Raw genomic sequence first — 25331 nt, forward strand, 5'->3', positions numbered from 1 at the left:
AAACTATCGACCTGACATTTATCAGGCGTGTGCTCTAACCAGCTGAGCTATAGGCCCATTATGATATTTTTTGGAGCGGGTGAAGGGAATCGAACCCTCATCATCAGCTTGGAAGGCTGAGGTTTTACCACTAAACTACACCCGCATCTATGGGACGGCTGATGAAAATCGAACCCACGAATGTCGGAACCACAATCCGATGCGTTAACCACTTCGTCACAATCGCCATATTTATTGGCAGGGGCAGTAGGAATTGAACCCACACTGGAGGTTTTGGAGACCTCTGTTCTACCTTTAAACTATGCCCCTATAATGAATGGTGGAGGGGGGCAGATTCGAACTGCCGAACCCGAAGGAGCGGATTTACAGTCCGCCGCGTTTAGCCACTTCGCTACCCCTCCGATTATTTTGAGTGCCGGCAAGAGGACTTGAACCCCCAACCTACTGATTACAAGTCAGTTGCTCTACCAATTGAGCTACACCGGCATAATATTTAGGAAAAATCATTATCTGTCAAATTTTAATTAATAATGGTGGCTCAGGACGGAATCGAACCGCCGACACAAGGATTTTCAGTCCTTTGCTCTACCGACTGAGCTACTGAGCCAACTTCATTATGTAAATGGCGGTCCGGACGGGACTCGAACCCGCGACCTCCTGCGTGACAGGCAGGCATTCTAACCAACTGAACTACCGGACCATTTATTGCGGGAATAATATTTGAAGCTGCAACCTTCGGATTATGAACCCTACAAGTTACCAGACTTCTTCACCCTGCAATGATATAAATATTGCTTTAGATAATATATGGCGGTCCGGACGGGACTCGAACCCGCGACCTCCTGCGTGACAGGCAGGCATTCTAACCAACTGAACTACCGGACCATTTTTATTGTGCGAATAATATTTGAAGCTGCGACTTTCGGGTTATGAACCCTACAAGTTACCAGACTGCTACACCCCGCAACGATATATATATTGCTTTAGATAATATATGGCGGAGGAAGAGGGATTCGAACCCCCGCGCGGTTTAACCCGCCTCCCGGTTTTCAAGACCGGTCCCTTCAGCCAGACTTGGGTATTCCTCCATATATATAATGAACCTTGTAGGACTCGAATCTATGACAGAACGGTTATGCTCTAAACAACTGAGCTACACAGCCAAAACCAAAATCCTATTGGGTTTAAATTAGTCATGGTGGAGCCTAGCGGGATCGAACCGCTGACCTCCTGCGTGCAAAGCAGGCGCTCTCCCAGCTGAGCTAAGGCCCCAGGTTGTTATGAAAATGGTCGGGAAGACAGGATTCGAACCTGCGACCCCTTGGTCCCAAACCAAGTGCTCTACCAAGCTGAGCTACTTCCCGCAAGGAAATGGCGCGCCCGAGAGGAGTCGAACCCCTAACCTTTTGATCCGTAGTCAAACGCTCTATCCAATTGAGCTACGGGCGCATTCTTGCAAAAAACTAGTGCCGAGGGCCGGTCTCGAACCGGCACGGTAGTCACCTACCGCAGGATTTTAAGTCCTGTGCGTCTGCCAATTCCGCCACCCCGGCATATCACTTGGCATTGGAGCGGAAGACGGGATTCGAACCCGCGACCCCCACCTTGGCAAGGTGGTGTTCTACCACTGAACTACTTCCGCATATAAGTGCGGGTGAAGGGAGTCGAACCCCCACGCCGTAAGGCGCCAGATCCTAAGTCTGGTGCGTCTGCCAATTCCGCCACACCCGCATGTTTATAGATGGTAAGCCATGAAGGACTTGTACCTGCAATCCTCGAGCTTCTAATTGATTAATTTCAAACCCTCTCGTTGACTGCTTTATTATTCTAATATGTATTTATCTATATTTCAATAAGTAATATATGGTAATATTAATTTATTTTTCTTCTTATATCAAAAAGATTAAAATTCCATGAATACATCTATCATACATAGGGATACAGGTTCCTCATATGTTGTTTGAACCCTTGCTTATACGCTATATAAACAACTCAAGATCCTTAATATCCTATTTATATTTTAAATTATCTTAGGAAGGCATAACTATCATGTTACAGTTTGAAACGGAAAGAGTGATATTCCTAGCATCATTAGAAATATAGATATCAATTCTAGTATAAAAAATCTCCTATCTTCTTAGCTTTTAGAGATTTTTACTCGCTTTTCCAATTAACTTTTACCTACTTAACAATGCCTTAATGATTCTGATATCAAAACCAAAAAGTTGCCGTGTATTTTCTTTAAAATATGTAGATATATTTAATTCATCTGGTCATAGATAATTGCTTTGAATATCTGTTTCAGTTCTTTTGATGTTTTTCCACGAAGCCATTCGACCTGGTCAATTGGCAGCGTAAGCTTAAGGGTGATCTTTTCATCAGGCATCTCGACTTTCCTGATGTCGGCAAGGGAAATCCCCTTCTCAACGTCTGGAAAATTAATCCCATTCTCGTCGATATGGTCAAAGCCCTGGTACTCATAGGGACCATCAATCACACAATTCAAGTTCAATTGCGGTAGACGGCCAGGAATTGATTTTATGTACATAAATGAGCTGATTACTCGGCTATCGCTCAGCTCAATTTCAGCGATAATACTCTCGCGACTGCTATATTTCTTTAGGGCTACCTCGCTCACGATGATGTCGAGCTCCAATGAAAATCCGGATGAAGTTTCCAATATATATATCGCACTATTAAAAATATAGATTTCTTCACCGTCAAGATTCACCGTTTTTACGCCAACCATGTCATTCCCCTCCAAAAGAGACCGTCGGGAACATTCCCCCACCCGGCTTATTTTCTTTTATTCTACTAAATCATGGTAGTTCCTCCAAGCGTAGCTTCTCGGCGATGGCAATGACATTCGGATGCTCCTTCAAAACCGAAGCGAGAAGGCCTCAGATATTTGTCCTTCAAATATCTGTTTAACCGTGTTTGCCTTCTTTTCCACAAAAACAAGCAGATGCATCACCCTGCTTTCCATGATGGTGTTGAACACCTTAGTGATTGCTTGCTCCGGCACATCTATAAAATTGGTGAAAAAACCGGCGTTTGCCTTGCGCTTCGATTCAGCGAACGATGTAGACTTACAATTCTTACTTGATTAAGAAACCGAATTACCTGCTTTATGCTTTAGAAAGAATTTATACATAGCTTAGAAGCTCTTTATGCTAAAATTGAAATTGTATATCATTTATGAAAGAGAAGAAGACATTTTATGAAGAAAATTATTACAATTAGCTTAAGTATACTATTGATTATTTTTGTGTTGGGTCTTACCGGCTTCTATTTTTGGTCCCAACAAACGTACAAAGCATCAGAAGAAGTTACATCATACATAAATCTAGATGACAATCAGATGAAAGAAAACTGGCTTGTGTTCGAACCAATAGAAAAACCAAAAAGCGGGATCATTCTTTATCCTGGTGCAAAAGTAGAGCCTGAAGCATATAGCTACTATGCCCAAGGTTTAGCGGATAAAGGTTATTTGGTGGTTGTCCCAAAAGTCAACTTGAACTTTGCCCTACTCGATATTAATCAGGCGGATTTAATTATAGATGAGTTCAGCGATATAACGAATTGGTATGTAGGCGGGCATTCACTTGGCGGCGTAGCCGCAGCATCTTATGCATACGATCATCTAGAAGATGTAAGAGGTTTAATCTTATTGGGTTCCTATCCGAGCGATTCCATTAATTTTTCAGAAACTGACCTCCCCATCCTCTCCTTGTATGCCGAGTTTGATGGGTTAACGACAACTGATAAAATAGCTGATACAAAACATTTGCTTTCGTCTGAAGCAACTTTATATGAGGTTAAAGGCGGAAACCATGCCCAATTCGGAATGTATGGAACGCAAGATGGAGACGGAAAATCCACGATTTCAGCAAAAGAACAGCAGGATGAAATAATAGAAGAAACGTTAAAATGGCTGACTCAATATCAAAGATAAGGGCCCAGTTTCTTTTAACACATCTGATACTGTAATAGCCCACCCGTTTTACGGGCGGGCTATTTTAAACTTTTATCTTTCATTTGAGGTAACCGCGCCTCACAAGCGCTATTATTTCTGACTATTTTAAATAAAACCCATAGTCTCTTCACAGATGTTTTTCAATTATTCAATTACACTACTAATAGTCTCGAACCATTATTCCTTTTACTAGTATGATTCCCCATAAATTCAGATATTCGTTCTGAAACAGTAAATTTTGCATTTAAAAACACCCACAAGCCCTAATTTAAACAGTAAAAAAGCTGTGCCAAAACAACTCTTTTTTGACACAGCTTCTCTTTTAATTTTTCACAATGCGCTTGTACCCTGAATATGTTGCTATGAAATAACCGCCATATACAATAACCATAATTAAAGCCGTAAACAAAGCCGGTATGAAAACGGAAGGTTGACCCATCATCAGAAGTTCCTGATTGACCACTTTAATTCCAAAAATCGAATGGATGATTGCTAAAGACAATGGCATCATGAAATAAATAAATACCTGACCGAATATCGCCTTGTTAATTTCCGTACTTGTTACACCTATTTTTCTTAGCATGCTATAGCGCTCCATATTATCACTCGCTTCAGATAACTGCTGAAGCGCCAGTACAGCTGCACTTGAAATGAGGAACACAATCCCAAGATAAATACCCATAAAGACAATCATTGTAGACGATCCAATACTTTGGTCATACAACATCTGCTTAGTCATTACGTTGACATAAAAACCATATTTAGAATAAACTTCTTCATTTTGAGTTAAATGATAAAGCTCGTCTTCATTCACTTGACTATTACTACTGTAATTAACATTAGACAGTGACATAGTAGGTGTCATACCTTCAATAGCTTGATCTGGAACAATCACGGTAAATGCAACTCTTCCTGGATAATCATTTATATATTGTACATACTCTACTTGACGATTAACAATCGTATAATCCATAGCGTTCAAATGAATGGACTGATTTTCTTTAATATAGGCATTCACTGCATCAAAATAAGTCTCATCATCTGATATTAGGAGTACTTCTCCTTTATTAAACGTTTTCGGTTCAACGTCTTGCATTTGCAAAAGCTTTACATAATCAGATTCTTTCATCAATAAGATTTTTTTACGAGAGATTGCCATATCAAAGTATTGTTCTAACTCTGCATTTGCAAAAGGACGCAATAATTCGTTATACGTAGAATCCGCTTCATATAATTCAAAGGAACTATTTTCACCCATCTCATCCAAGTCCATACCCAATATTTCAATCGCTTGATCTATATTCTTTATTTGCGTATCTTCTTTTCCATACAGGTAGAATGTTGCATCATACGGCACTTGATTTACAAGCTGTTTTTCTCCCGCTGCCTTTATGCTAAATCCTGTTGATAAAACACCAATTGTGAAAAAGAGCATTAAGCAAATGATAGTCATGGATACAAAGGTTGTATTTACCTTGCTGCTTATTTGGCGTAGAACAAACATATTTAAGCCTTTAAAATATATAGTATTATTTCTTTGCAGCATATTAAGAGCAAATCCAGAAAGAGACATAAAAAACAAAAACGTTCCAAGTGACCCCAGTCCAACGCAGGTCCACGTGACAGTCAAACTTTCTGTTAAACCATACTTTAAAATAACAGTATAAGCGATCCCAAGAGTAATGAAGGATAAAACAAAGAACGCGATTGATGTTGATATTTTTCGGATCTTCAGGCTTTCATTTTTTCTAGCGGCTGTTAGCAAGTCGATGAGCTTATACTTCGAAATCACTAAACTATTAAAGATCATAACGAACAGAAAGATAATCCCAAAATAGCTCATTGTTTTGAACATCGCTTCACTGGAAAAGACGACTTCGAACTTTGTCATATCTGCCTTAAATAACGAAACCACTAGAACGGACAATCCTTGAGATATAAATATTCCCAGTAATAATCCGGCCATTAACGATAAAACACCTATAAAAAGTGTTTCCATTACAACTATTAACGATATACTATATTTACTCATACCTAGCGTCATATAAATTCCGAGCTCTTTTTTTCGTCGTCTGATTAAGAAATTGTTTGCGAATAAAATCAGAAACCCTAACACAATCGAAACAAAAACAGATACTATTGAAATTAATTGTGTTATTGATTGAATCATTTCCGACTGACTGGCACTTAAACTAGACATAGCAGCCGAAGCTGAAATCGAATTAAAGCTATAAAATATACAGACTGCAAATGTTAATGTTAAGAAATAAATTGCATAATCCTTGAAGCTTCTCTTCACATTGCGAGCAGATAATTTAAATAACATTATTCGTATCACCTCCGAGAAGTGTTACCACCTCAATGATACGGCCGAAAAATTCTTTCCTCGTATCATCACCTCTCACCAGTTCATTAAAAATCGCCCCATCTTTAATAAACAAGATTCGATGTGCATAGCTTGCTGTAAACGCATCATGTGTGACCATTAAAATTGTAGCCTGGAACTCCTTATTTAATTTTTCAAATGAATCTAGCAGTAATCGGGCAGATTTTGAGTCAAGAGCTCCTGTTGGCTCATCAGCGAGAATTAATGACGGGTTGGTTACAATTGCTCGGGCTGAAGCAACACGTTGTTTTTGTCCACCCGACAGTTGATATGGGAACTTATTTAATACCGCTGTAATCTCTAATTTATCGGCAACTTCATTTACTAGCTTTGTAATATCAGCCGGCTTACGACCTTGTATGGTTAAAGCGATTGCGATATTTTCAAACGCTGTTAATGTATCGAGCAAATTAAAATCCTGAAAGATAAATCCTAGCTCATCCCGGCGGAACTTCTCAAGCTTTCCAGCCTTTAATGTCGTAATATCCTGACCATTTATATGAATATGACCCGTTGTTACATGATCAATTGTAGAAATGCAATTCAACAGTGTCGTTTTCCCGCTGCCTGAAGGACCCATAATACCAACAAATTCCCCTTGTTTTACATCAAAACTTATATGATTAATGGCTTTTGACACATTTCCTTTATTACCATAGTATTTCTCTATATCTTTTACTTCCAAAACTGTATTCATAACAACCTTCTCCTCTCTTTTATGCTTTTAGTATATCCCCCCTACAGCAATACAAATATTGAAGTTGGTTGCATAAACCTTACATTTTTGAAAGCTACCAGTTTAGTACCGTGTAGATTTGAATCCTTCGTCTATGGAAAGGAAAACGACGGATGGAGATAATTGATCTTAACTTTTCGGTGAGAGTGGCGAATTACATGTCAACTTGCACTGGAGATTGATGGCTAAAACCACCATATAAATTCATACCACAAATCAGTAATAATCTTATTTTCGTAATAAAAAAGAGCCTTTCTCTCAAGACTCTAATAAAACCAATTTACTTTTCGGGAAAATGATATTTACCTCGGTTCCTACATCCTTCTGTGATTTGATCGTAATCCCTAAATGCAGCTTATCTACCAACATTTTGCAAAGATATAGACCGATGCCTGTTGACTTTCTGTATATGCGTCCATTTTCTCCTGTAAATCCTTTTTCAAATACTCTTCCGACATCCTTTTCATCAATACCAATGCCATTATCAACAATATGAAGTATAAGATTATGCTCATGATTAGTCGTATAAATAGAGATGAAACTATTTTCTTTATAACAATAATTAATACTGTTAATGATTACTTGATTCACTATGAACTCAACCCACTTTTCGTCACTATAGACCACATCATCTATCTCTGATAACTTAAGCTGAATCTTTTTATGAATAAACGCTTTTGCATTTCGCTTAATTACTTTGGAAACACATTCTTTTAAACGAAATTCCTTCACAATATAATCCTTGCTGGCACTGCTGCTTCTCGCATAATACAAGGCCTGTTCAATATAATCCTCAATCTTCGTTAATTCCTCAGTTAAGCCAACAATCGGACCACCTTGATAATTCTCAATTATTAGCTTACTAGATGCAATCGGTGTCTTAATTTCATGGACCCACGCTTCAACATACTCTTGGTATTCCGATTGCATAGTCTTGTAGTGGTTGACATATTCATGCACCTGCTTGTCACTCGTCCGTAAAATGTCATATAAAATCTTTCCTTCTAAAAAATCAGGCTCATCCATAATTTCAGATAGCAAATATTTTTGATCAAGATTTTCAACATTTTCTATTACCCCATCATAAAAAGGTTTTTTCTTCATAAATTCAAGAAAATAAGATGTAAGCAGCGGACCAAACCAGCCTAACCCGACTATAGCAATAACACCCTTTTGTATAGAAATAAAAGCTAAAAATAATGCTACCGTCATAAAAAGAAAAACATTAACCGTAATAAAAACGACTCTTTCCTTTAAAAATGCCCACAATGTCATGACATGATATACCCCAATCCTCGTCTCGTTTCAATCGGGTTTTCCATACCGATTGCTTCTATCTTTTTACGAAGTCGAGTAATGTTAACAGATAGCGTATTGTCATCCACAAATAAATCAGATGACCATAGATCCTCCATCAGCTGTTCTCTAGAAACAATAATTCCATTATTTTTCATTAAACAATGTAAGATTTTTAATTCATTTTTTGTTAGTTCCTCTTTCTTGCCTTGATAGGAAATTGTCCCATTAGCCAAATGCAGCTTCAAATCCTTGTAAGTCATTACAGCACTTTCTTGTTTTGCATATGTCCTTCTTAAAATATTTTCAATGCGTGCCAACAAAATTTGCGTGTTATACGGCTTCGTAATGAAATCATCTGCGCCTATATTCATGCTCATCAATTCGTCAACTTCCGTGTCTCTACTTGTCACAATAATAATGGGTACCTGAGAGTATTTACGGATTTCGCGACAAATATAATAACCGTCGTACACAGGCAAATTAATATCCAATAAAATTAAATGAACATCATCCTGACTTGCATAGTTCATGACATTTTGAAAATCATCCGGTGCTTCCACTTCATAACCATAATTTTTTAAAAATGCGGTTAATTCTCTACGAAGCGTCTCTGCATCCTCAATGATTAATATTTTTGCGTTTTGCATAGTGATCACCCCTTAACGAGCTTTTCAATTGTTCATTCTTGAGCAACAAAAATCCTGCACCCTAATGAAGACAGGCTGAATTTTATATTTAGTCAATAGCTCATTTTTCATTATATTACTTTGAATATTGGATTATCGTGTAGAAAAACCCAAATAAATGATGTTTATCTTATCACAAATCAGATAAGGTTTGGAATTCTGCAATTCAGGAAATGTACCTGCTCCGTTACTGTAAAGGAACTAATATTTCACACAAATGATTATCAATCATTTGTGAAGTTTATCTTTCTATAATTGGTTGTTCTCTAATGGATCGATTATTTCTTTCTATCTCCGAAAAAATATTACCCCCAAAAATTAACTTACTGCCTCTTTTGTATGATCAAGCAAGAAAACAGCGTATTTCCCACCAGGAAATTTACCAACATGAGCTGGTTTTACCACCTTTCAAACTTTATTTTTAACAACGCAAACTTCATAACGATATTCCTCTTTAGGAGTAATCTCTGGGTTATCTTAAGGTATACCTAAAATTGTTGAATTATCAAATACTCCATTCAATTTTGCCGACTTTTTAATAATTAGAGTATGCTTTAATTAATCAGTTTCTTTGTCAACTGCCCGTTGATAAGCCTTTTTAATTCTGCTACATTTTATTTTAAAACTGGATTTCTTGTTGCTCCAAACATTTCCCAACCTATTTGTTCATTTACAAAAATAAAAGGAGAAACAGCATCTTTTGCCATTCTCCTTTTTATCATTTCATTGCTTGCATTTCTACTTCCGAATAAAGAGAAAGAGTGAATTTCCCACAAGTTCTTCGGCTCAGCATCAAATAAGTCGTTTGGTTCATATCATTTTATTAAATTTCTTGCTAATCAAAACATATTCACGGTATACACAAGGCTTTCCACCTGTATCTTGTTTAGTTCCTTTGCAATTGCTAATAATCTTAATCAGAAAAGGACTTTGTATACTTAGGTAGCAAGTACCGGAATATCACCAACGCATGGACAATCCCAATTCCTGCAAAAAGAGCCCTCACAAACCATTCCTGCCAAAGCAATAAGATACCATTCATATCGCCACCACCAAAAAATCCACAAAGTACACTCAAATATAGCGGATCAAGCAGTAGCATGACTAGTGAGGTATACCATGCGATGGTCCGGAAAACCTTTGATTTTACTGAACAGATTGGTTTACAAAATATAATAAGAAGCCAACTGAAAACAAGAGTTGCAATCGCACCCGCCAGACAGAAAATTCCCATCTGAATATCTGTCATCAGGGTATGATATACATCCACCTGAACCCCGAGCCCCATGAAATTGATTTGCTTAAAAACCCCGTAATAAAAAGATACTAGGAGGTGCGCCCCCTCATGGATGATATAGTAAATGATAATAGCCGCAATAATTCCAATATATTGTCTTACACTTCTGCTCATAATAGTCACCTATCTTACTTACCGTTATACTTTTATGAATGACAAATCTTTAAGCTAAACAATGCCTATTCTACAAACTCTTAGCCAATCATCAGCCTGTGATTGGCTAATGATCATGTGCATTGTTTTTTTCATTTGTATGTTAATTCACAAAGGTAGTATATTGCATATAGGCACCTAAAACAATACATTTTTCTATCTACACCTCTTTTTGCAGATTCACTAGAGTACTCTTTAAATATAACCATAATACCGTAACCCCAGTAATAGCTATAGCAATCATTAATCTAATCCAATTAGAAGAGATTGGTGTAATAAAAATTACTGGTAACGAACAAATGTTATTAAAGATAAACCCTCCTAATCCACTTTAAAAGGTGATTTAATAGCATACTAGAGCAGATAAACTGAAAATATTGTTAAAAGTGTCTCTACTAAAAAAGCCGCCCACTAAGGGCAGCTCTTCTACTTCTTTACTTTTAAAAAGAAGAATTTTTATTATCCATATGTAACTTTCGGGTTACAGCTACAATTCTTTCTTTAGGAACATCCGGATGCTTGTCCTTGATTATCTTGACACATTCAACCCAATTGATTTCAGATTTTAACAAAGAAGCGATTTCGTTTTCTATCATTGGATCTATTTGATAAATATCACTATCGGTTTCATCCGTTTCATTCTTTCCATCCACACTTTGGTCAATTTTATCAAACAGCAGCGAAGCAACAAGATGAATAGCTATGATAATTATTTTCACAGTTGTAGAAAGATTGATGACTGTAAAAAAGTAATCAAGTGCGCTAATAACTATATAACTACCAGCGAAAGTTAAGATACTCGCAATCAACTTATTGACAAAGATATCCTTATAAATGTCCGTTACGGCGTGAAGAAAGCTATCAATAATAGTCCCCACTCCCATATCTATAAGACACAACAGAAAAAGAAACAGAATTAAATAGATTAAATTCTCATAATACTGGCCTGTAAAATGAATAATCAAAGCATAAATAACCATGAGAGGTAGAAACAAGACTAAAACTACCGTCATAAGTAAAGAAGTAGATAGAAAAAAATTCTTCACAAGTATAGACTCCAGTCTCCATAGCTTTCTCCGCCTACGGTGGTTTTTTGTTAAATTATAACAATTATTTCACATAAAGTCAGCAACTCCATATGAATATCCTGCCTTTTCCGTTTTAGTTTCTACTTCCAACTTAATCAAAATCTTGCGAGAGCCACCCACAGCCTCTACTAAAATAAGACTTTCACTTTAAGGACGGCGTATCTCTACTTCACTTACGTTTAACACTTCAAAATTAATGCCATTCTTTCAGGCAGATCTGATTTAAGCACTCTCTTCATTTCCTAATAATTTCACGATGATTGTATCCTTTACAATGAAAGCCACTTGTCCCATGCATACGTCCTCGAATGTATCATAGATTCTGCCGGCACTGCGGGTTCCTTTTGCAACTGTCTGATAACTATTAGCCACATAACCAACCTTGCCAATTGTATCGAGCTCGGCTTGAATTGCTTCATCATCATGCTTATTATCAAAGTCTTTTCTTAAGATTATCTTCTGACCAACCTTGAAAATATCCGCTCCAAAATAATGACAAACACCTACAACGGATATATATTTCTCTGCCATTTCTATCCCCTCCATGCGACACTTTTTATTACTTTACTCTATATATATTTACGAATTTCACAAAAATAAGTTTCAGTGATCCCTTGTAGAAAGCCTTTTAGATTGTCACATAAAAGAGATAAGGCAGCTCACAGGTTCTTATCGGATCGTGTATCATCTAAATAGGAACCATTTTTAGCTCCTTCACCTTTTCTTTGTTTCATTGCCAATAAAATTACACAAAATTAAAAAAGCCTTAGAGAATCGAAAATGATTCCTAGGACTTTTAACGTTTCTTTAGATTTAACTCCTTCAATTTATGAGAGTTTGATTAATACATATTCCACATAAAAAAGATGACCATTAATTAGGTCATCTTATATTATTTCTTCTGTTGAGTCTCTTTCTAGCCTTGTGATTAACACTTTATCTACTCGGGCACGATCCATGTCCACTACTTCAAGTTGCAAGTCATCTACTTGTATGGTGTCTTTAATTTTTGGTATATATCCAATTTTATTTATAATAAATCCACCTAATGTGTGGAAGTTTTTACTTTGGTTAAGAATCGTAAAGTCTTCCAAATCAAAATACCTAATAAATGTATCAATCGAAACAAGACCATCTGCCAACCATGAGTTTCCATCTCTCTCTATAATTTGCGGCTCGTCTTCATTATCCTTTTCAGGCATTTCTCCAATAATATTTTCCATAATATCATGAAGAGTGACAAAGCCCTCAATTCCTCCATACTCATCAATAATAACAGCTTCATGCTGGCCGGATTTTTTCAATGTTTCCAATGCCCGAAATACTTTCATTTGTTCTGGCAGAACGAGTGTATCTTTGACTGAATCCGCTAAAGAAAAATTCTCTCCTGCCACAATTCTTGATAAAAGATCTTTTTTATGAATGATTCCTTGAAAATCATCTAAACTTCCAATGCCAACAGGAAATTTGGAGTAATAACTTTCATTAATTTTTTTCATGTTTTCTTCAAACGAATCCTCTAAATCAATGTAAACAAGCTGCGTACGAGGCGTTAAAATATCACTAAGACGTTTGTCCCCTAAATAGAAAATTTGTTCTACCATATCCTGTTCTATTTCTTCAACAATCCCACTATGAACACCTTGTTCAATTAATTGAGTTATTTCTTCTTCGGTTACATTCGGTTGGTTTGTGGGTTTTATTCTAAATAATTTTAATGCAAAATCAGTAGATTTACTTAAAAACCAAATAATCGGGCGTCCAACTTTTGAAAAATAATACATTGGTTTCGCTACTGCACATGCTACTTTTTCTGGATTTCCCATACCAATCCGTTTTGGAACTAACTCACCAATAATTAATGATAAGTAAGTTGAAAGTCCTACAACAACGATAAGACTCAGCTCATTACTGAAAGAAGCAAGAACATTAATTTGTTCAATATAAACAGCTAGCTGGCTTGCAATGGTTGCACCGCCAAATGCACCTGTAATTACCCCAATTAAAGTGATTCCGATTTGAATAGTCGACAATAATTGATTTGGGTCATCCGCTAATTTCAAAGCATAACTAGCACTGGAATTTCCTTCATCTCGCAATTTTTCTAGTCTGTTCTTCTTAGATGTAACAATTGAAATTTCAGTCATAGCAAATATACCATTTGCCACGATAAGTATTAACAAAATTACAATTGAGGTCCAAATGCTGTCCAAAAAAATCTTCACCGTTCCTTTATTATATTTTTCAATTGGTATAACGTATACCACACACCATAGTCTATTTCCCTATTATGTTCAAAACAAAATAATACATTACCTTATTTATCATTTAAATGTATCTTTTGCAGAATTATTTTATATATTTTTTAAATATCGCCTTTTTAGCAGCTTAAAATAAGACCCGTCCATATAGCTGGCTATCATCTGAGTATCCATTAATCCTACTGAATCAATTTGATTTCACAGGCTTGGAGGTTAGTTACATTCTGGAATGGTAATCCCAACTTACCTATAAAAATCATCATTCTCTGCTTCAAATTCTTTAGTTTCGATTACTTGTTTATACCAGTAAGCGGATTTCTTAAGTGCTCGATTGCGGTTATCGTCTAAATTAATTTCTACTAAACCATACCGGTTTTTAAATGCATTCATTGGTGAAACATTGTCGGTGAATGCCCATAGCATATAGCCTTTACAGTTGGCTCCTTCTTCGATTGCCTTTAAGAGCCATTTTAAGTGTTCGCTTATAAACTCAATTCGGTAATCATCCTGAATGATTTGTTCTTCATTCTTAAATCTGCCTTCGTTTTCTACACCCATTCCATTTTCAGCAATAAACCATTCAATGTTTCCGTACTCTTCTTTCAATCTGACCGCCATATCAAACATAATTTGCGGGTAGATTTCCCAGCCCCGATATGGGTTCATTTTCTTACCTACTAGCTCGTGTTTTTCATAATAATATTCAGGGTGGAAAGGTGTTTCTTCATTCCATGCAGTTGTACGTGCTTTGACGCGGTGTGGGAAATATAGATTAATGCCTACATAATCAATCGTATTTTCCTTAATGAGCTGCAACTCTTCGGTTGTATGTTCAAAAGTAATATCATGTTTTTCCATCAACTCAAATAATTCCTGCGGGTACTCACCCTTAATGGCTGGATCTAAGAATACACGATTGAAGAATAGGTCATACATTCTAGCTGCTTTTTGGTCGTGTTCAGAGGAAGAACGAGCATATGTAACCTCTGGGTTTAGGATGGTCCCAATTTTGGCTCCTGTCTGATCCTTTAATCTCATTTCCTTAAATAACTTCACCACTTTAGCAGTAGCAAGCCCTTTATTATAGTTCCACTGCATCCATTTTTTTGTGTTCTGTTCATATGGCCAACGAATCGCATCTAAGTATATGCGTGTTTGAACTACAACTGGCTCATTAAATACGAACCAGTGTTTCACACGATTTCCATAACGTTCAAATACTTTTTCCGCATATTTTACAAATAGTTCAACCACATGCTTTGAGCCCCAACCGCCGTATTTTTCAAATAAATAAGCAGGCAATTCATAGTGCTCCAGACAGATCATTGGCTCTACACCATTTTTAATTAATTCATCAATAACGTTTCCGACAAAGCTTGCGTATTCTTCATCCACAACAGCATTCTCATAATCCACTAAAAAACGGGACCAATTAATCGATGTTCTAAAATGGGTAAGACCTATTTCCTTCATATAACTGATATCTTCTTGATAGCGATTGTAAAAATCAGTTGCATATGCGGGTCCATATCCGTTATGCCAAACATTCTTATTCTTTTTATACCATAGGTCTAAGTATGAATCCTGAAACTCTTTTTTATCGGTCCAGCCTTCAGTTTGCCATGCAGAAGATGATGCTCCTAAAAAAAAGTCCTTTGGTAGGTTTAATGTTATTTTTTCCATCTATTATGATCTCTCCCCAGTTTTTCTATCTTGCAGGTTTCTAAATTTCCGATAGTCCGTCGCAGTCATTCCTGTCAGTTTTTTAAACACTCCCACGAAATATTTATATTCATGGAATCCTACTTGTTCGGATATTTCGTTTACCTTAAAAGGAGTCTCCGCAAGTAAGATCTTTGCTTCATCCACTCTTAATTGGTTAACGTATTCATTGAAATTAACGCTTGTTTTCTGCTTGAATAGAGAACTGAAATAATTAGGGGTTATATTAAGGACCTCCGCTACTTCATGAACTCTAATATTTGTTCTGTAGTATTCATGTATGTATTCCTTCGCGTGATTGATTAACAAATCCTGTTTGTCAAAATTCTTCAGCTCAGATTGGTATTTACGAATGGAGGAAAGGTCCAGATAAAGAAGTTCTCTCAACAATTCGAATGAGTTATATTCATGGACATTTATACTCTCACTGTAATAAAGATCCCATTTCCTGACGTTTTTCCCACTCAGAGACTTATAGTGATCCAAAATTTTATTAAGCATCTCTCTGCAAACCTGAACAGCTTCATCCAGGAAGAATTCATGTATTGTAAAGTATCCGAATAATTCATTCGTAAAAGTATGTAGGTCTAAATCTTTCATTTGAATAATAGCTTCTATTAATTGCTCTTCAAGTTTAGTTGGGTACGATTGAAGGGTATCCCGTCTCAATTGATCTGAAACTATAATGCTAGTACACTCAGTGAAAGCTAAATACTTTCTTTTATTTAGTAGTTCTGTTAGTACGACCATGAGTTCTTCAACAGGAATCCACTCATCGCTCCAAACAAATTGAAGGTTTAATCCATCATTTCGAATCAAACTTTGCCGGATATCCGACGTCATTTTCCGACCATCATCACTATGAACACAGGTAACTAGTATATTTTTTTCAGTAAAGAACGAATAAGAGGTAAGTCCATATTCTTGTAGTTTCCTCTCGATGCTTTTCTCCCATCCTCTTAAAAACTCTTCATATTCCCCTTCTGATAAACTAGTTATTTTTCGTTTATAATTTTGATGCATACTAATAAATGAATAAATCATGAAGTCGTTATAGTCGTCTGATTTAACAGGTGAAGACCTTTGTAAATTTGTAACTTGTTGGAGGATTGCATTTCTCAATCCTATTTTGTCGAGTTCTTTTTTTTGCTGCCGCTTTTGCTTCATTTCGTTGGTTATCTCTTTAACATTTTCCACGAGCTCATTAATATCAACCGGTTTAAGAAAATAATTATCTACACCCAATTTGATAGCTTGCTGGGCATATTCAAATTCTTCAAATCCACTAAGAATAATCGTCCGAATTTGAGGGTAGTTTGCATACAGAAAACGCGCCAGCTGCAGTCCATCCATTTTTGGCATCCTTATATCTGTAATAACAATGTCTATATCGCCATATTGTATAACCTTCTCGATGGCATCCTCTCCGTCATGTGCTGTGTCTACGACTTCGACGTCGATGGTCTCCCAGGGAATTGTTAAACGCAGACCACGGGAAATAATAGGTTCATCATCCACTATTAACATTTTAAAAGTCACGAGTGTTCACCTGATTTCTCCATGTTTATGGGCTGCCAAAGTAGTGGCAGGATTAGTCTTACCAATGCTCCGGATTCAGCTTCCAACACCAGCAAACCATAAGGTTCTCCAAACGCAATCTCTAAACGTTCCTTTAGGTTTTTCATTGCATAACCAGTTTCTTGCGCACCTTTTTCGAAACCCTTACCATTATCAATCACATCAATCCATAACTGATCTTCCGCTTGATAACAGCGAATGGTAATGATTCCTTGCCTTGGTAATTCTTTAAAACCATGCTGGATGCAATTTTCAACTAGTGGCTGCATTAATTGTTTCATTATGTAAGAGCGTTTGATTTGATCATCAATAAAAATGTAAAAAGACAGACGTTCTCCTAAGCGGCTTTTCTGTAATTCTAAATATGATTCAATATAGGCTATTTCCTCTTCTATTGTAACCCACATTTTACCATTATTTAAATTCATACGGAACACTTTTGAGAGTTGTTCAATTTGCTGACCTGTTTCCATTGCATTTTCAAGGCGTGCTGTCCATCGAATCATGTCCAATGTATTGTAAAGAAAATGTGGATCAATTTGATTCTGAAGCGCCTTTAATTCAGATTCCTTTTGTTTAATAGTCAGTTTGTATTCTGTATCAATATGTCTTTGGATTGTTTTGACCATTTTATTAAATTGCTTACCCAGTTGACCAATTTCATCATTTGTTGAAACACCCACATTCGCAGAGAAATCCCCCTTCTCAAGCTGGTGTGTTTGGCCAGTTAATTCAATTACTCTTTTTATATTAGAGCGATAGAATCCATAAAAAGCGATGATTCCACATACGAGAAGAAGAAAAATCATATTACGAATCGAATTTCGAACGGTATATAGTTCCTTGACTAAGTGCTCCTCATTTACAATCACGATAGATGTCCAATTTGTCCCACTCAGCTTTTTTTTAACAGCTTTGTAGGTATGGTTGTTTTTTGTAAAATCATAGGCTAGGTTCTCACTATGATTGACCCAATCGATAAAGGCAGGATCATTGTATTTTTTTCCTATTAACTCTTGATTTGAATGAAGAATAACTTCACCGGACTTTGACATGACCAGGTAATTACCTTGTTTTACTTCTAAATTTCTCTTAATTTTTTCCTGATCAAGACGGATTCTTACGATGCCAATTGGTTGATTAATCTTATTTAAATCGTTAATGACTCTAGAGAGGCTAATAACATATTTTTTCCCATCCCACCCACTTGTAACCCCATAGGTATCGCTCCAAATGGGAGATCCTTTTCCGTCTATGGCAGCCTGATCTAACTTATCCTCGTTTCCAAAAACAGGTTCACCAAATGCCAGCTCCTCACCATTTCCTCCTTTTAATAAGATGGAGGATATATACTCATTTGACATCAATTGAAAAGTAAAATAGCCTTTTATCCCGTCCATACTACTTTTATCCGCAATAGGGATTTCATCTGTAGTTTTAAAAAATGTTCGGAAGTCCTCGCTGTAAATCATATAGGAGGACATACTTTCAACATCTCGTATGATGGACAAAAGGCTCTGTTCATCTTTTTCTAGTATTTCAAGGATATCCTCTTCCAGCTGACCTTTAAGTACTTCGGTTGTTTGGTAGTAAATGAGAATTCCGTAGCATACTGTTGGAAGTGTGATGAATACAAGGAATATAATCATAAACTTCTTTTTTAGGCCCCAATTTCGAATCATTTTCATCTACCCTTTTACCGCACCAGCTGTCATACCTTTAACAATATTCTTTTCAAAAATCATGTAGAAAATGACAATTGGAATTAAAGACATCGTTAAACCAGCCATTTGGGCACCATAGTCGGTTGTAAATTGACCTGCAAAGTTTGCTAAACCTAGCGGCAAGGTTTGAAGCTCTGGGTCATTAATTAACACTAGCGCAAATGAAAATTCATTCCAGTTGTAGATGAAATTAAGAATCACTGTTGTAGCGATTGCCGGACGTGACATCGGCAGAATAATGGACCAGAATATTCTAAAAACTCCGCACCCATCCATGATTGCAGATTCTTCAATATCCTTAGGAAATCCTTTCATAAAGCTTGTGAGAATAAAGATTGTAATAGGTAAATGAAAAGCGATATACGGAAAGAGTAAGGTGATGGGTGTATTCAATAGTCCTAAATTTTTCATTAGAATAAACATAGGTACTAATGTGGCATGAATCGGAATTAATAATCCAAAGATGAAAAACCCATATAACCACTTGCTCATCTTGAAATCAAATCGAGATAAGAAATAAGATGCTAAGGCCCCGATAAAAACCGTTAATACAGTTGCCGTTACAGTAATAAAAATACTATTTTTAAACAGGACACCCAAGTTAGCAATATCCCAAGCAGCAGTATAGTTTTCTACTATAAATTTTTTAGGAAACCCAAATTGGTTTGTTGCAAACTCCTTCTCGGATTTAAAGGAGTTGATTGCCATCCAAATAATTGGATACGCATTAATGATTGCAAATATGATTAGTGCTATATAGATGCTTACTTTTTTGAAGCTTCTTTTCTTAGTTATTTCGTTTGTTTTCGCCACCTATACCCACCTCCTAAATCATTTTCTTTCCTAATACTTTGTTTACAATCGCTATTAAGATCAGACTAAAGAAGAAAATAAATACAGACACTGCACTACCATAACCATACTGTAATTTTGAAAATGTTTCATTAAACATATAGAGCGCCATAACATCCGTTGAATGTGCTGGACCACCATGTGTCATGACATAGATCAAATCAAATGTTTTCAAACTGCCTGCAATACAAAGCGTAATTGCAACTAGAATGGTTTCCCAAATCATTGGAATCGTAATCTTCCAGGTTGTTGCCCATTCCGATGCGCCATCCATTTTAGCGGCTTCTAATACTTCTGTAGGTATATTTTGTAATGCGGCCAGAAAAATAATTAAGTATAGACCAACAAACTGCCAAACTACGACTACTAAGACAGATGCCATTGCCCACTTTGTATCTCCCAACCAATTTTGTGCAGGTGAATCTAACCCGATTGATCGTAAAAATTCATTGATTAATCCATTACGGGAATTGAAAATCAAACTCCAGGTTAAGGAAATCACTACGGTTGATAAAACAACTGGAAGAAACCCAATAGTTCTAAATAATTTTGCGCCCTTCATTTTACGGTTCAATAAAAGGGCAAAAAATAAAGCAAGTGGAACTTGACCCAGCACAGAGACTAAGACTACGTATATATTATTTTTGACAGAGTTCCAAAATAGAGAATCCGCAAATAGCTTTTTAAAGTTATCTAATCCTACAAAGGTCATTTCATTGAATCCATTCCAATCCATGAGTGAATAATAAAAGGATTGGAGAATCGGATAAATGGCAAAAACAATATATAGTAAGAAAGCAGGCAGTATACCTAGTATAAACGCTCCCTTAGTCTTATTAGTTAACTTCATTTTCTTCCCCCCTAAACATTCACAGGTTACTTGCATGAAGTAACCTGTGAAAGAACTTATAGACAATTATTTACTTTTGTTTTCTTTCTGCATCTCTTCCGCTAATTGTTCAGGTTTTTTGTCACCTAAGGTAATAGATTGCAAGCCATTGTTAATAATATCAGTAAGTTCAGGAGTTAATGTTGCATCATATACTGGCACTAATCCACCTTGAGCAAAGCTGTTAGCATCCTGGAATATTTGTGGAATGCTGTCATCCATTTCAACATTAGCTGGAACGATAATATTCGCTTTGATTAATCCTTGGTATAATTCATCACCATAGTAGTATTTTAAGAATGTGAAAGCAGCCTCTTGCTCTTCTTTACTTAACTTGCTGTTAACGGCAATCCCCCCGCCAGCAGCACCAGCAATCTTGGCAGGATCCCCTTTACCACCTTCAAACGTAGGGAATGGAGCTACACCAATGTTATCAATATTTTCTACACTGTCTAAAATTGGCCCAAGTGCCCATGAACCAGCAAAGTGGAGCGCTGCAGTTCCTTTAATGAATTCATTTCGTGATTGAGCTTCATCAAGAGTATTCATATCCTCATTAAATGCCTTTAATTTTGTTAATTCGTCAATCACAGATAATGCATTGATAAATTCAGGATCCTCGAAGTTGCCATCTCCGTTTAATGTATTCTCTAAGAAATCACTTCCCGTAAAGCGATCAGCAATTGTAGAGATGTAAACAGATTGCAATGGCCAGATTGCTTTGTTACCTAAAGAGATTGGAGTCGTTCCTTTATCATTAAGTGCTTTTACAAGTTTTTTAAATTCTACATATGTTTTTGGGAACTCATCAAACCCTACATCCTGAAGCATGTCTTTATGATAGTAAATTAACCCTGTAATACTAATATTTGAAGGGATTGCGTAATAATTATCATCTAATGCATAGTCTTGTAGAATGGCATCAGGAATCACCCCATCCCAGTTCTCAATGATTGGGTTTAATGGAAGGATGGCTCCACCTTCAGCAAGAGGCTCTGTTCTCGCTCCAGGCCATACACGCATCATGTCAGGTAATTGGTTACCAGCAGCTTGTGTTCTTAATTTTGTTTCATATTGGTCATGTGGTATGGCCTCTACCTTAACCTGAATATCATCGTGTTCTTTATTGAATTTAGAAATAATGTCTTTGTAAAGTGTGTTTTCCGGCCGATCCTCGGTCCAGTCAGTCCATAGTGTAAGCTCAATTGCCCCATCCTTTGTGGATTGACCTGCTTTATTATCATCATCGCTACACGCAGCTAAAGCTAGCACCGTCAGTAACCCCATTAGGACTAAACCTAATTTCTTCATCGTCTTTTCCCCCTTTATCATATAAATTAAAGCGCTTACAAAATTCATTATAACGCTTACCTATTGATTGAAATATCCTACAAACCTATAAAAATATCTAAAATTCTTAGGAAAGGTGGTTGGGATGCTGTGGTTAAGTACAAGGAGGGTCTTCTCTGTCTAAACCAGAAGAGGGCTTGTACATCTTATGCAGCCGAGGGTCTATATACTCTTAAAAAGCGTTTTTCTGAGTGCTGTATTATCTCCAGTACTAATCTGTTGTTAAAGATGGATTATCTAGATCCTCGACCGAATTTACCTTTATATACTCCATACAAGAAGAGACAAAAATAGAGACGTACTTTTATATAATTATTTTTATCAACGGAGGTATTTAAATGAAGAAATTATTAGTAGGTTTTACAAAATTCCCGAATATGAAAGCTGGACAGATTAGATTCGCTTCCAATAGTAAAGAAAATTGTATTGAGCCATAGAATTATTAAAGGATTCTATTAGAAATATGGACGGTTATCCGCAATTGCTGAAAAAACTAGTTTTGATAACAATAATATCAATTAAACAATTAGCACAGTCAGATAAATAACTTATAATATTAGTATAATACTGAGAGGTAAGGTGAATATATAGTGGACGAGAAAAAAAGATTAACCCACGATGCTATAATGAATGCCTTAGATTGGTCTTATGATAAAGCAATTAATGGCGGAATAGCTGGAATGGACACAGCCATAGAGTTAGCTGAAAGTTATTTACAAAAAAGTGGTACACTTGATCAAAAAGTTCAAAGTTTAATTAATTGGCAAAATACTAAAAGTGCCACAAGTGGCTTCTTAACAGGAGTAGGAGGACTTATTACTTTGCCAGTTGCTGTCCCTGCAAATATAACTAGTGTTATATTCGTACAAATGAGAATGGTAGCAGCTATTGCACATATGGGGGGATATGATCTAAAAGATGATCAGGTTAAAACTTTTGTTTATGTATGTTTAGCAGGAAACGGAGCTAAAGACATTCTTAAAAATACAGGGATTCAAATTGGTAGGAAGCTTGCAGTAACAGGTATAAAAAAAATACCTTTTGAGGTTATTAAAAAAATTAATCATGCTCTAGGATTTCGTTTACTAACAAAGTTTGGAGAAAAAGGAGTCATTAATTTAAGTAAAATGGTTCCTGTAGCAGGTGGAATTATTGGAGGAACTGTAGATGCTTTTGCAACCAATACAATAGGTAACTTAGCCAAGAAGATGTTTATTCAAGAGCCTAAATCATATAATGATGACGAACCTAATATTATTGATATGTTGTAATAACCTTACCTTAATGTACATTTTAATGTTAGATAAATACTCGGTTTTCCAAGTAACGTATTCTACCACCATTCTCTAATATTCATCATACAGAGGTAATATAATATGTATTTTTTATCTTCAATTATTACACTCTAGAATGCCAATGAATGACCTATTACCTTTCAATGGTATTCTTAATTTATAATTTGTTGAATGTACTCACCAATATAAACCTAAGCACGAGTATCCTAATATTTATAATTAGCATCTTCAATATTTTTAGGAAAATGAAAGATTATCTCGATATCACGACCGTACTTAAAATATGTACATACTCAACGTTTTGAAAAGACAGATCAATAATATGAATATCTTTTTACAAAAAAATACTCCTCCTAAGGTAGGCAGATTTTAAACAAATCAACTCTCTCAGGCGGAGTATTTTAAACTTCTCTTTTTCAACTATTAATATGGATTTGAGACGATACTGCGGAAATGGTCTCTTGATAGATTTTTTTCCTAGTTGGATCCTCCAAGAAATGCATACTAATTAAATCGATGAGGTAAAGCGCGCTTAAATCAAGACCGGTCGACAGATAGGCATTGCGAACGGGATGAACGGTCCATAGCACTTCATCCGATAATTTTGTTAGATATGTATGGTCATAGGCGGTTAGAGAGATTAATTTAACATCTTTTTTCTTCGCTTCATTAACAGATGAGATTAACTCCCGGGTTTGCCCAGAGCGTGAAATAGCTAATAGTAAGTCCCCTTTTTTTAATAAGGTACTTCTAATAATCATTAAATGTGGATCGGTTACAGCTTCACTGGCAAAACCCATCCTACTCAATCGGTAATTTAATTCCTGTGCGGCAAGTCCCGAACTTCCTAAACCATAGATAAAGATCCGCTTAGCATTTGTAACTAATTTGAGTGCTTTCATGATCGATTTGCGACTGTTTAACCCCTGTATATCGCGGATTACATCCATATACTGACTTCTAATTTTAGAATCCATATCCTCCGCTTCCTCATGGTGCGTCTCTCTTGCTAGATTCATTTTTAATTCCACGAAATTTTTACAGGATACTTTTCTACAAAAACGTGTAATCGTAGCAACGGATACATTCGTCTTTTCTGCTATTTCTTTGATCGTGCACTTGGAAGCTTCTGATGGCGAAGAAAGCAAATAATCAGCTAAGCCTTTTTCTTTATCGGAGAATGAAGAATATTTCGATTGAATTTCCTTCAAGAGCGTAACCATAGATGACTCCTTCCTCCTTAATGATTGATCAGCAACCCCTCTTTATTTCTTCAACAAAGCGACTTGTTATTTGCTGTGGCCGAGTGATTGCTCCCCCGACTACAACGGAGTAAGCTCCAAGGTCAAGTACCCTTCCCGCCATTTCAGGAGTGATAACATTTCCTTCAGCTATAACAGGGATTGAGACATTTTTTAAGACTGTTTTGATAAACTCAAAATCATTCTCATATAATTTACATCCTTTTGTCTCATTTGTATAGCCATAAAGGGTTGTGGAAACACAATCAAAGCCCAATCGTTCCGCATTCATTGCATCTTCCAACGATGAGATATCTGCCATCAACTGAACCCCTGGATAATACTCTTTTACATATGAAACTAGATCAGCTAATGTTTCTCCTTTTGGACGTTCTCTTAGTGTTGCGTCCATCGCAATCATTTCACAGCCTGTCTCAATTAGTTCATTGACCTCTTGTTTTGTTGCTGTGATAAAAACTTCACTATTTGGATAATTTCGCTTTACAATTCCTACGACAGGTAAATCTACTTCTTTTTTAATCGCGATAATATCCGGTTTCGATTCTGCCCGAATACCAACCGCTCCACCTTGCTTGGCAGCCAGAGCAAGCTTTGACATGATAAATGAGCTATGAAGAGGCTCACTCTCTTGGGCCTGACATGAAACTACAAGACCCTTTTTTATTTGTTCTAACATTTTTTATTCACCTACTATTTCTGTTTTTCTACTTTGATGATTTAAAATCGGAACACGATTCTCATGGAGCAAATATATTTAACGAAACTTAAATAGTGGAG

19 protein-coding genes, 14 tRNA genes and 1 pseudogene are annotated in these 25331 nt (G+C 36.4%); 2 read left to right on the forward strand and 32 right to left on the reverse strand.

The annotated features are described in order from the left end of the window. Positions 1-71: 71 nt before the first annotated feature. The 15 genes from A8L44_RS08350 to A8L44_RS08430 form a co-directional block, all read right to left on the reverse strand. Positions 72-145: transfer RNA gene (locus A8L44_RS08350), tRNA-Gly, on the reverse strand. Between the two features lie 90 nt (positions 146-235). After that, a tRNA-Trp gene (locus tag A8L44_RS08360) sits at positions 236-309 on the reverse strand. Between the two features lie 8 nt (positions 310-317). Further along, positions 318-401: transfer RNA gene (locus A8L44_RS08365), tRNA-Tyr, on the reverse strand. A 12-nt stretch (positions 402-413) separates the two neighbouring features. Beyond that, positions 414-486 (reverse strand) — tRNA-Thr (locus A8L44_RS08370). Between the two features lie 45 nt (positions 487-531). Continuing rightward, a tRNA-Phe gene (locus A8L44_RS08375) sits at positions 532-607 on the reverse strand. A gap of 16 nt (positions 608-623) precedes the next feature. Beyond that, positions 624-700 (reverse strand) — tRNA-Asp (locus A8L44_RS08380). Between the two features lie 108 nt (positions 701-808). Further along, positions 809-885 (reverse strand) — tRNA-Asp (locus A8L44_RS08390). Positions 886-995: 110 nt separating this feature from the next. After that, positions 996-1088 (reverse strand) — tRNA-Ser (locus tag A8L44_RS08395). Positions 1089-1196: 108 nt separating this feature from the next. Beyond that, positions 1197-1272 (reverse strand) — tRNA-Ala (locus A8L44_RS08400). 15 nt (positions 1273-1287) lie between these two features. Further along, positions 1288-1364: transfer RNA gene (locus A8L44_RS08405), tRNA-Pro, on the reverse strand. Between the two features lie 8 nt (positions 1365-1372). Next, positions 1373-1449: transfer RNA gene (locus A8L44_RS08410), tRNA-Arg, on the reverse strand. A gap of 18 nt (positions 1450-1467) precedes the next feature. Continuing rightward, positions 1468-1553 (reverse strand) — tRNA-Leu (locus tag A8L44_RS08415). 14 nt (positions 1554-1567) lie between these two features. Continuing rightward, a tRNA-Gly gene (locus A8L44_RS08420) sits at positions 1568-1642 on the reverse strand. A gap of 7 nt (positions 1643-1649) precedes the next feature. Then, a tRNA-Leu gene (locus A8L44_RS08425) sits at positions 1650-1731 on the reverse strand. Between the two features lie 529 nt (positions 1732-2260). Next, positions 2261-2749, reverse strand: a complete 489-nt coding sequence (locus tag A8L44_RS08430) for a hypothetical protein (protein WP_066104100.1) — start codon at positions 2747-2749, stop codon at positions 2261-2263. A 471-nt stretch (positions 2750-3220) separates the two neighbouring features. On the opposite strand from A8L44_RS08430, the gene A8L44_RS08435 reads away from it, so the two are divergent. After that, the gene (locus tag A8L44_RS08435; RefSeq protein WP_066104104.1) at positions 3221-3955 is read left to right on the forward strand and encodes an alpha/beta fold hydrolase; all 735 of its coding nucleotides are present in this window, start codon (positions 3221-3223) and stop codon (positions 3953-3955) included. Between the two features lie 343 nt (positions 3956-4298). On the opposite strand, the gene A8L44_RS08440 is transcribed toward A8L44_RS08435, so the two are convergent. The 15 genes and pseudogenes from A8L44_RS08440 to A8L44_RS08505 form a co-directional block, all read right to left on the reverse strand. Further along, entirely contained in the window at positions 4299-6302 is a 2004-nt protein-coding gene (locus tag A8L44_RS08440) for an ABC transporter permease (protein ID WP_066104108.1), read from the reverse strand. Further along, entirely contained in the window at positions 6292-7059 is a 768-nt protein-coding gene (locus A8L44_RS08445) for an ABC transporter ATP-binding protein (RefSeq protein ID WP_066104111.1), read from the reverse strand. The genes A8L44_RS08440 and A8L44_RS08445 overlap by 11 nt, the downstream gene beginning before the upstream one ends. Before the next feature lie 297 nt (positions 7060-7356). Then, the gene (locus A8L44_RS08450; protein ID WP_066104113.1) at positions 7357-8373 is read right to left on the reverse strand and encodes a sensor histidine kinase; all 1017 of its coding nucleotides are present in this window, start codon (positions 8371-8373) and stop codon (positions 7357-7359) included. Continuing rightward, a complete protein-coding gene (locus tag A8L44_RS08455; protein ID WP_066104114.1) occupies positions 8370-9044 on the reverse strand; it encodes a response regulator transcription factor in 675 nt (224 codons plus the stop codon). The genes A8L44_RS08450 and A8L44_RS08455 overlap by 4 nt, the downstream gene beginning before the upstream one ends. A 280-nt stretch (positions 9045-9324) precedes the next feature. After that, a pseudogene (locus A8L44_RS19185) lies at positions 9325-9620 on the reverse strand (GyrI-like domain-containing protein); the annotation flags it as partial. A gap of 376 nt (positions 9621-9996) precedes the next feature. Then, entirely contained in the window at positions 9997-10494 is a 498-nt protein-coding gene (locus A8L44_RS08460; protein ID WP_077248032.1) for a hypothetical protein, read from the reverse strand. Positions 10495-10973: 479 nt separating this feature from the next. Continuing rightward, a complete protein-coding gene (locus A8L44_RS08465; RefSeq protein ID WP_066104120.1) occupies positions 10974-11579 on the reverse strand; it encodes a hypothetical protein in 606 nt (201 codons plus the stop codon). Between the two features lie 264 nt (positions 11580-11843). Beyond that, positions 11844-12152 carry an HIRAN domain-containing protein gene (locus A8L44_RS08470; RefSeq protein ID WP_066104124.1) on the reverse strand — a complete coding sequence of 103 codons (309 nt, stop codon included), beginning with the start codon at positions 12150-12152 and terminating at the stop codon, positions 11844-11846. 356 nt (positions 12153-12508) lie between these two features. Continuing rightward, complete coding sequence (locus A8L44_RS08475; RefSeq protein ID WP_139063820.1) at positions 12509-13834, reverse strand: hemolysin family protein; 1326 nt, start codon at positions 13832-13834, stop codon at positions 12509-12511. 291 nt (positions 13835-14125) lie between these two features. Beyond that, on the reverse strand, positions 14126-15565 hold the full coding sequence (locus tag A8L44_RS08480; protein ID WP_066104128.1) for a glycoside hydrolase family 1 protein: 1440 nt from the start codon (positions 15563-15565) through the stop codon (positions 14126-14128). A gap of 3 nt (positions 15566-15568) precedes the next feature. Beyond that, a complete protein-coding gene (locus tag A8L44_RS08485) occupies positions 15569-17143 on the reverse strand; it encodes a response regulator transcription factor (RefSeq protein ID WP_077248033.1) in 1575 nt (524 codons plus the stop codon). Continuing rightward, positions 17140-18864, reverse strand: a complete 1725-nt coding sequence (locus tag A8L44_RS08490) for a cache domain-containing sensor histidine kinase (protein WP_077248046.1) — start codon at positions 18862-18864, stop codon at positions 17140-17142. Before A8L44_RS08490 ends, A8L44_RS08485 begins: the two co-directional genes overlap by 4 nt. Positions 18865-18870: 6 nt before the next feature. Beyond that, positions 18871-19719, reverse strand: a complete 849-nt coding sequence (locus A8L44_RS08495) for a carbohydrate ABC transporter permease (RefSeq protein ID WP_139063821.1) — start codon at positions 19717-19719, stop codon at positions 18871-18873. A 13-nt stretch (positions 19720-19732) separates the two neighbouring features. Continuing rightward, positions 19733-20608, reverse strand: a complete 876-nt coding sequence (locus A8L44_RS08500) for a carbohydrate ABC transporter permease (RefSeq protein ID WP_066104133.1) — start codon at positions 20606-20608, stop codon at positions 19733-19735. Positions 20609-20674: 66 nt separating this feature from the next. Beyond that, the gene (locus A8L44_RS08505) at positions 20675-21958 is read right to left on the reverse strand and encodes an extracellular solute-binding protein (RefSeq protein ID WP_066104135.1); all 1284 of its coding nucleotides are present in this window, start codon (positions 21956-21958) and stop codon (positions 20675-20677) included. 629 nt (positions 21959-22587) lie between these two features. On the opposite strand from A8L44_RS08505, the gene A8L44_RS08510 reads away from it, so the two are divergent. Next, a complete protein-coding gene (locus A8L44_RS08510) occupies positions 22588-23268 on the forward strand; it encodes an EcsC family protein (RefSeq protein ID WP_254654702.1) in 681 nt (226 codons plus the stop codon). Between the two features lie 440 nt (positions 23269-23708). Here the strand turns inward: A8L44_RS08510 and A8L44_RS08515 are convergent, their stop codons facing one another. Together A8L44_RS08515 and A8L44_RS08520 are read right to left on the reverse strand one after the other, a co-directional pair. Further along, a complete protein-coding gene (locus tag A8L44_RS08515; RefSeq protein WP_066104144.1) occupies positions 23709-24515 on the reverse strand; it encodes a MurR/RpiR family transcriptional regulator in 807 nt (268 codons plus the stop codon). Positions 24516-24543: 28 nt separating this feature from the next. Further along, the gene (locus tag A8L44_RS08520) at positions 24544-25230 is read right to left on the reverse strand and encodes an N-acetylmannosamine-6-phosphate 2-epimerase (protein ID WP_066104146.1); all 687 of its coding nucleotides are present in this window, start codon (positions 25228-25230) and stop codon (positions 24544-24546) included. Positions 25231-25331: the final 101 nt, after the last annotated feature.

The sequence above is a fragment of the Bacillus sp. FJAT-27986 genome (assembly GCF_001685035.1).
In the GTDB taxonomy this organism is placed as follows: Bacteria; Bacillota; Bacilli; order Bacillales; family Pradoshiaceae; genus Pradoshia.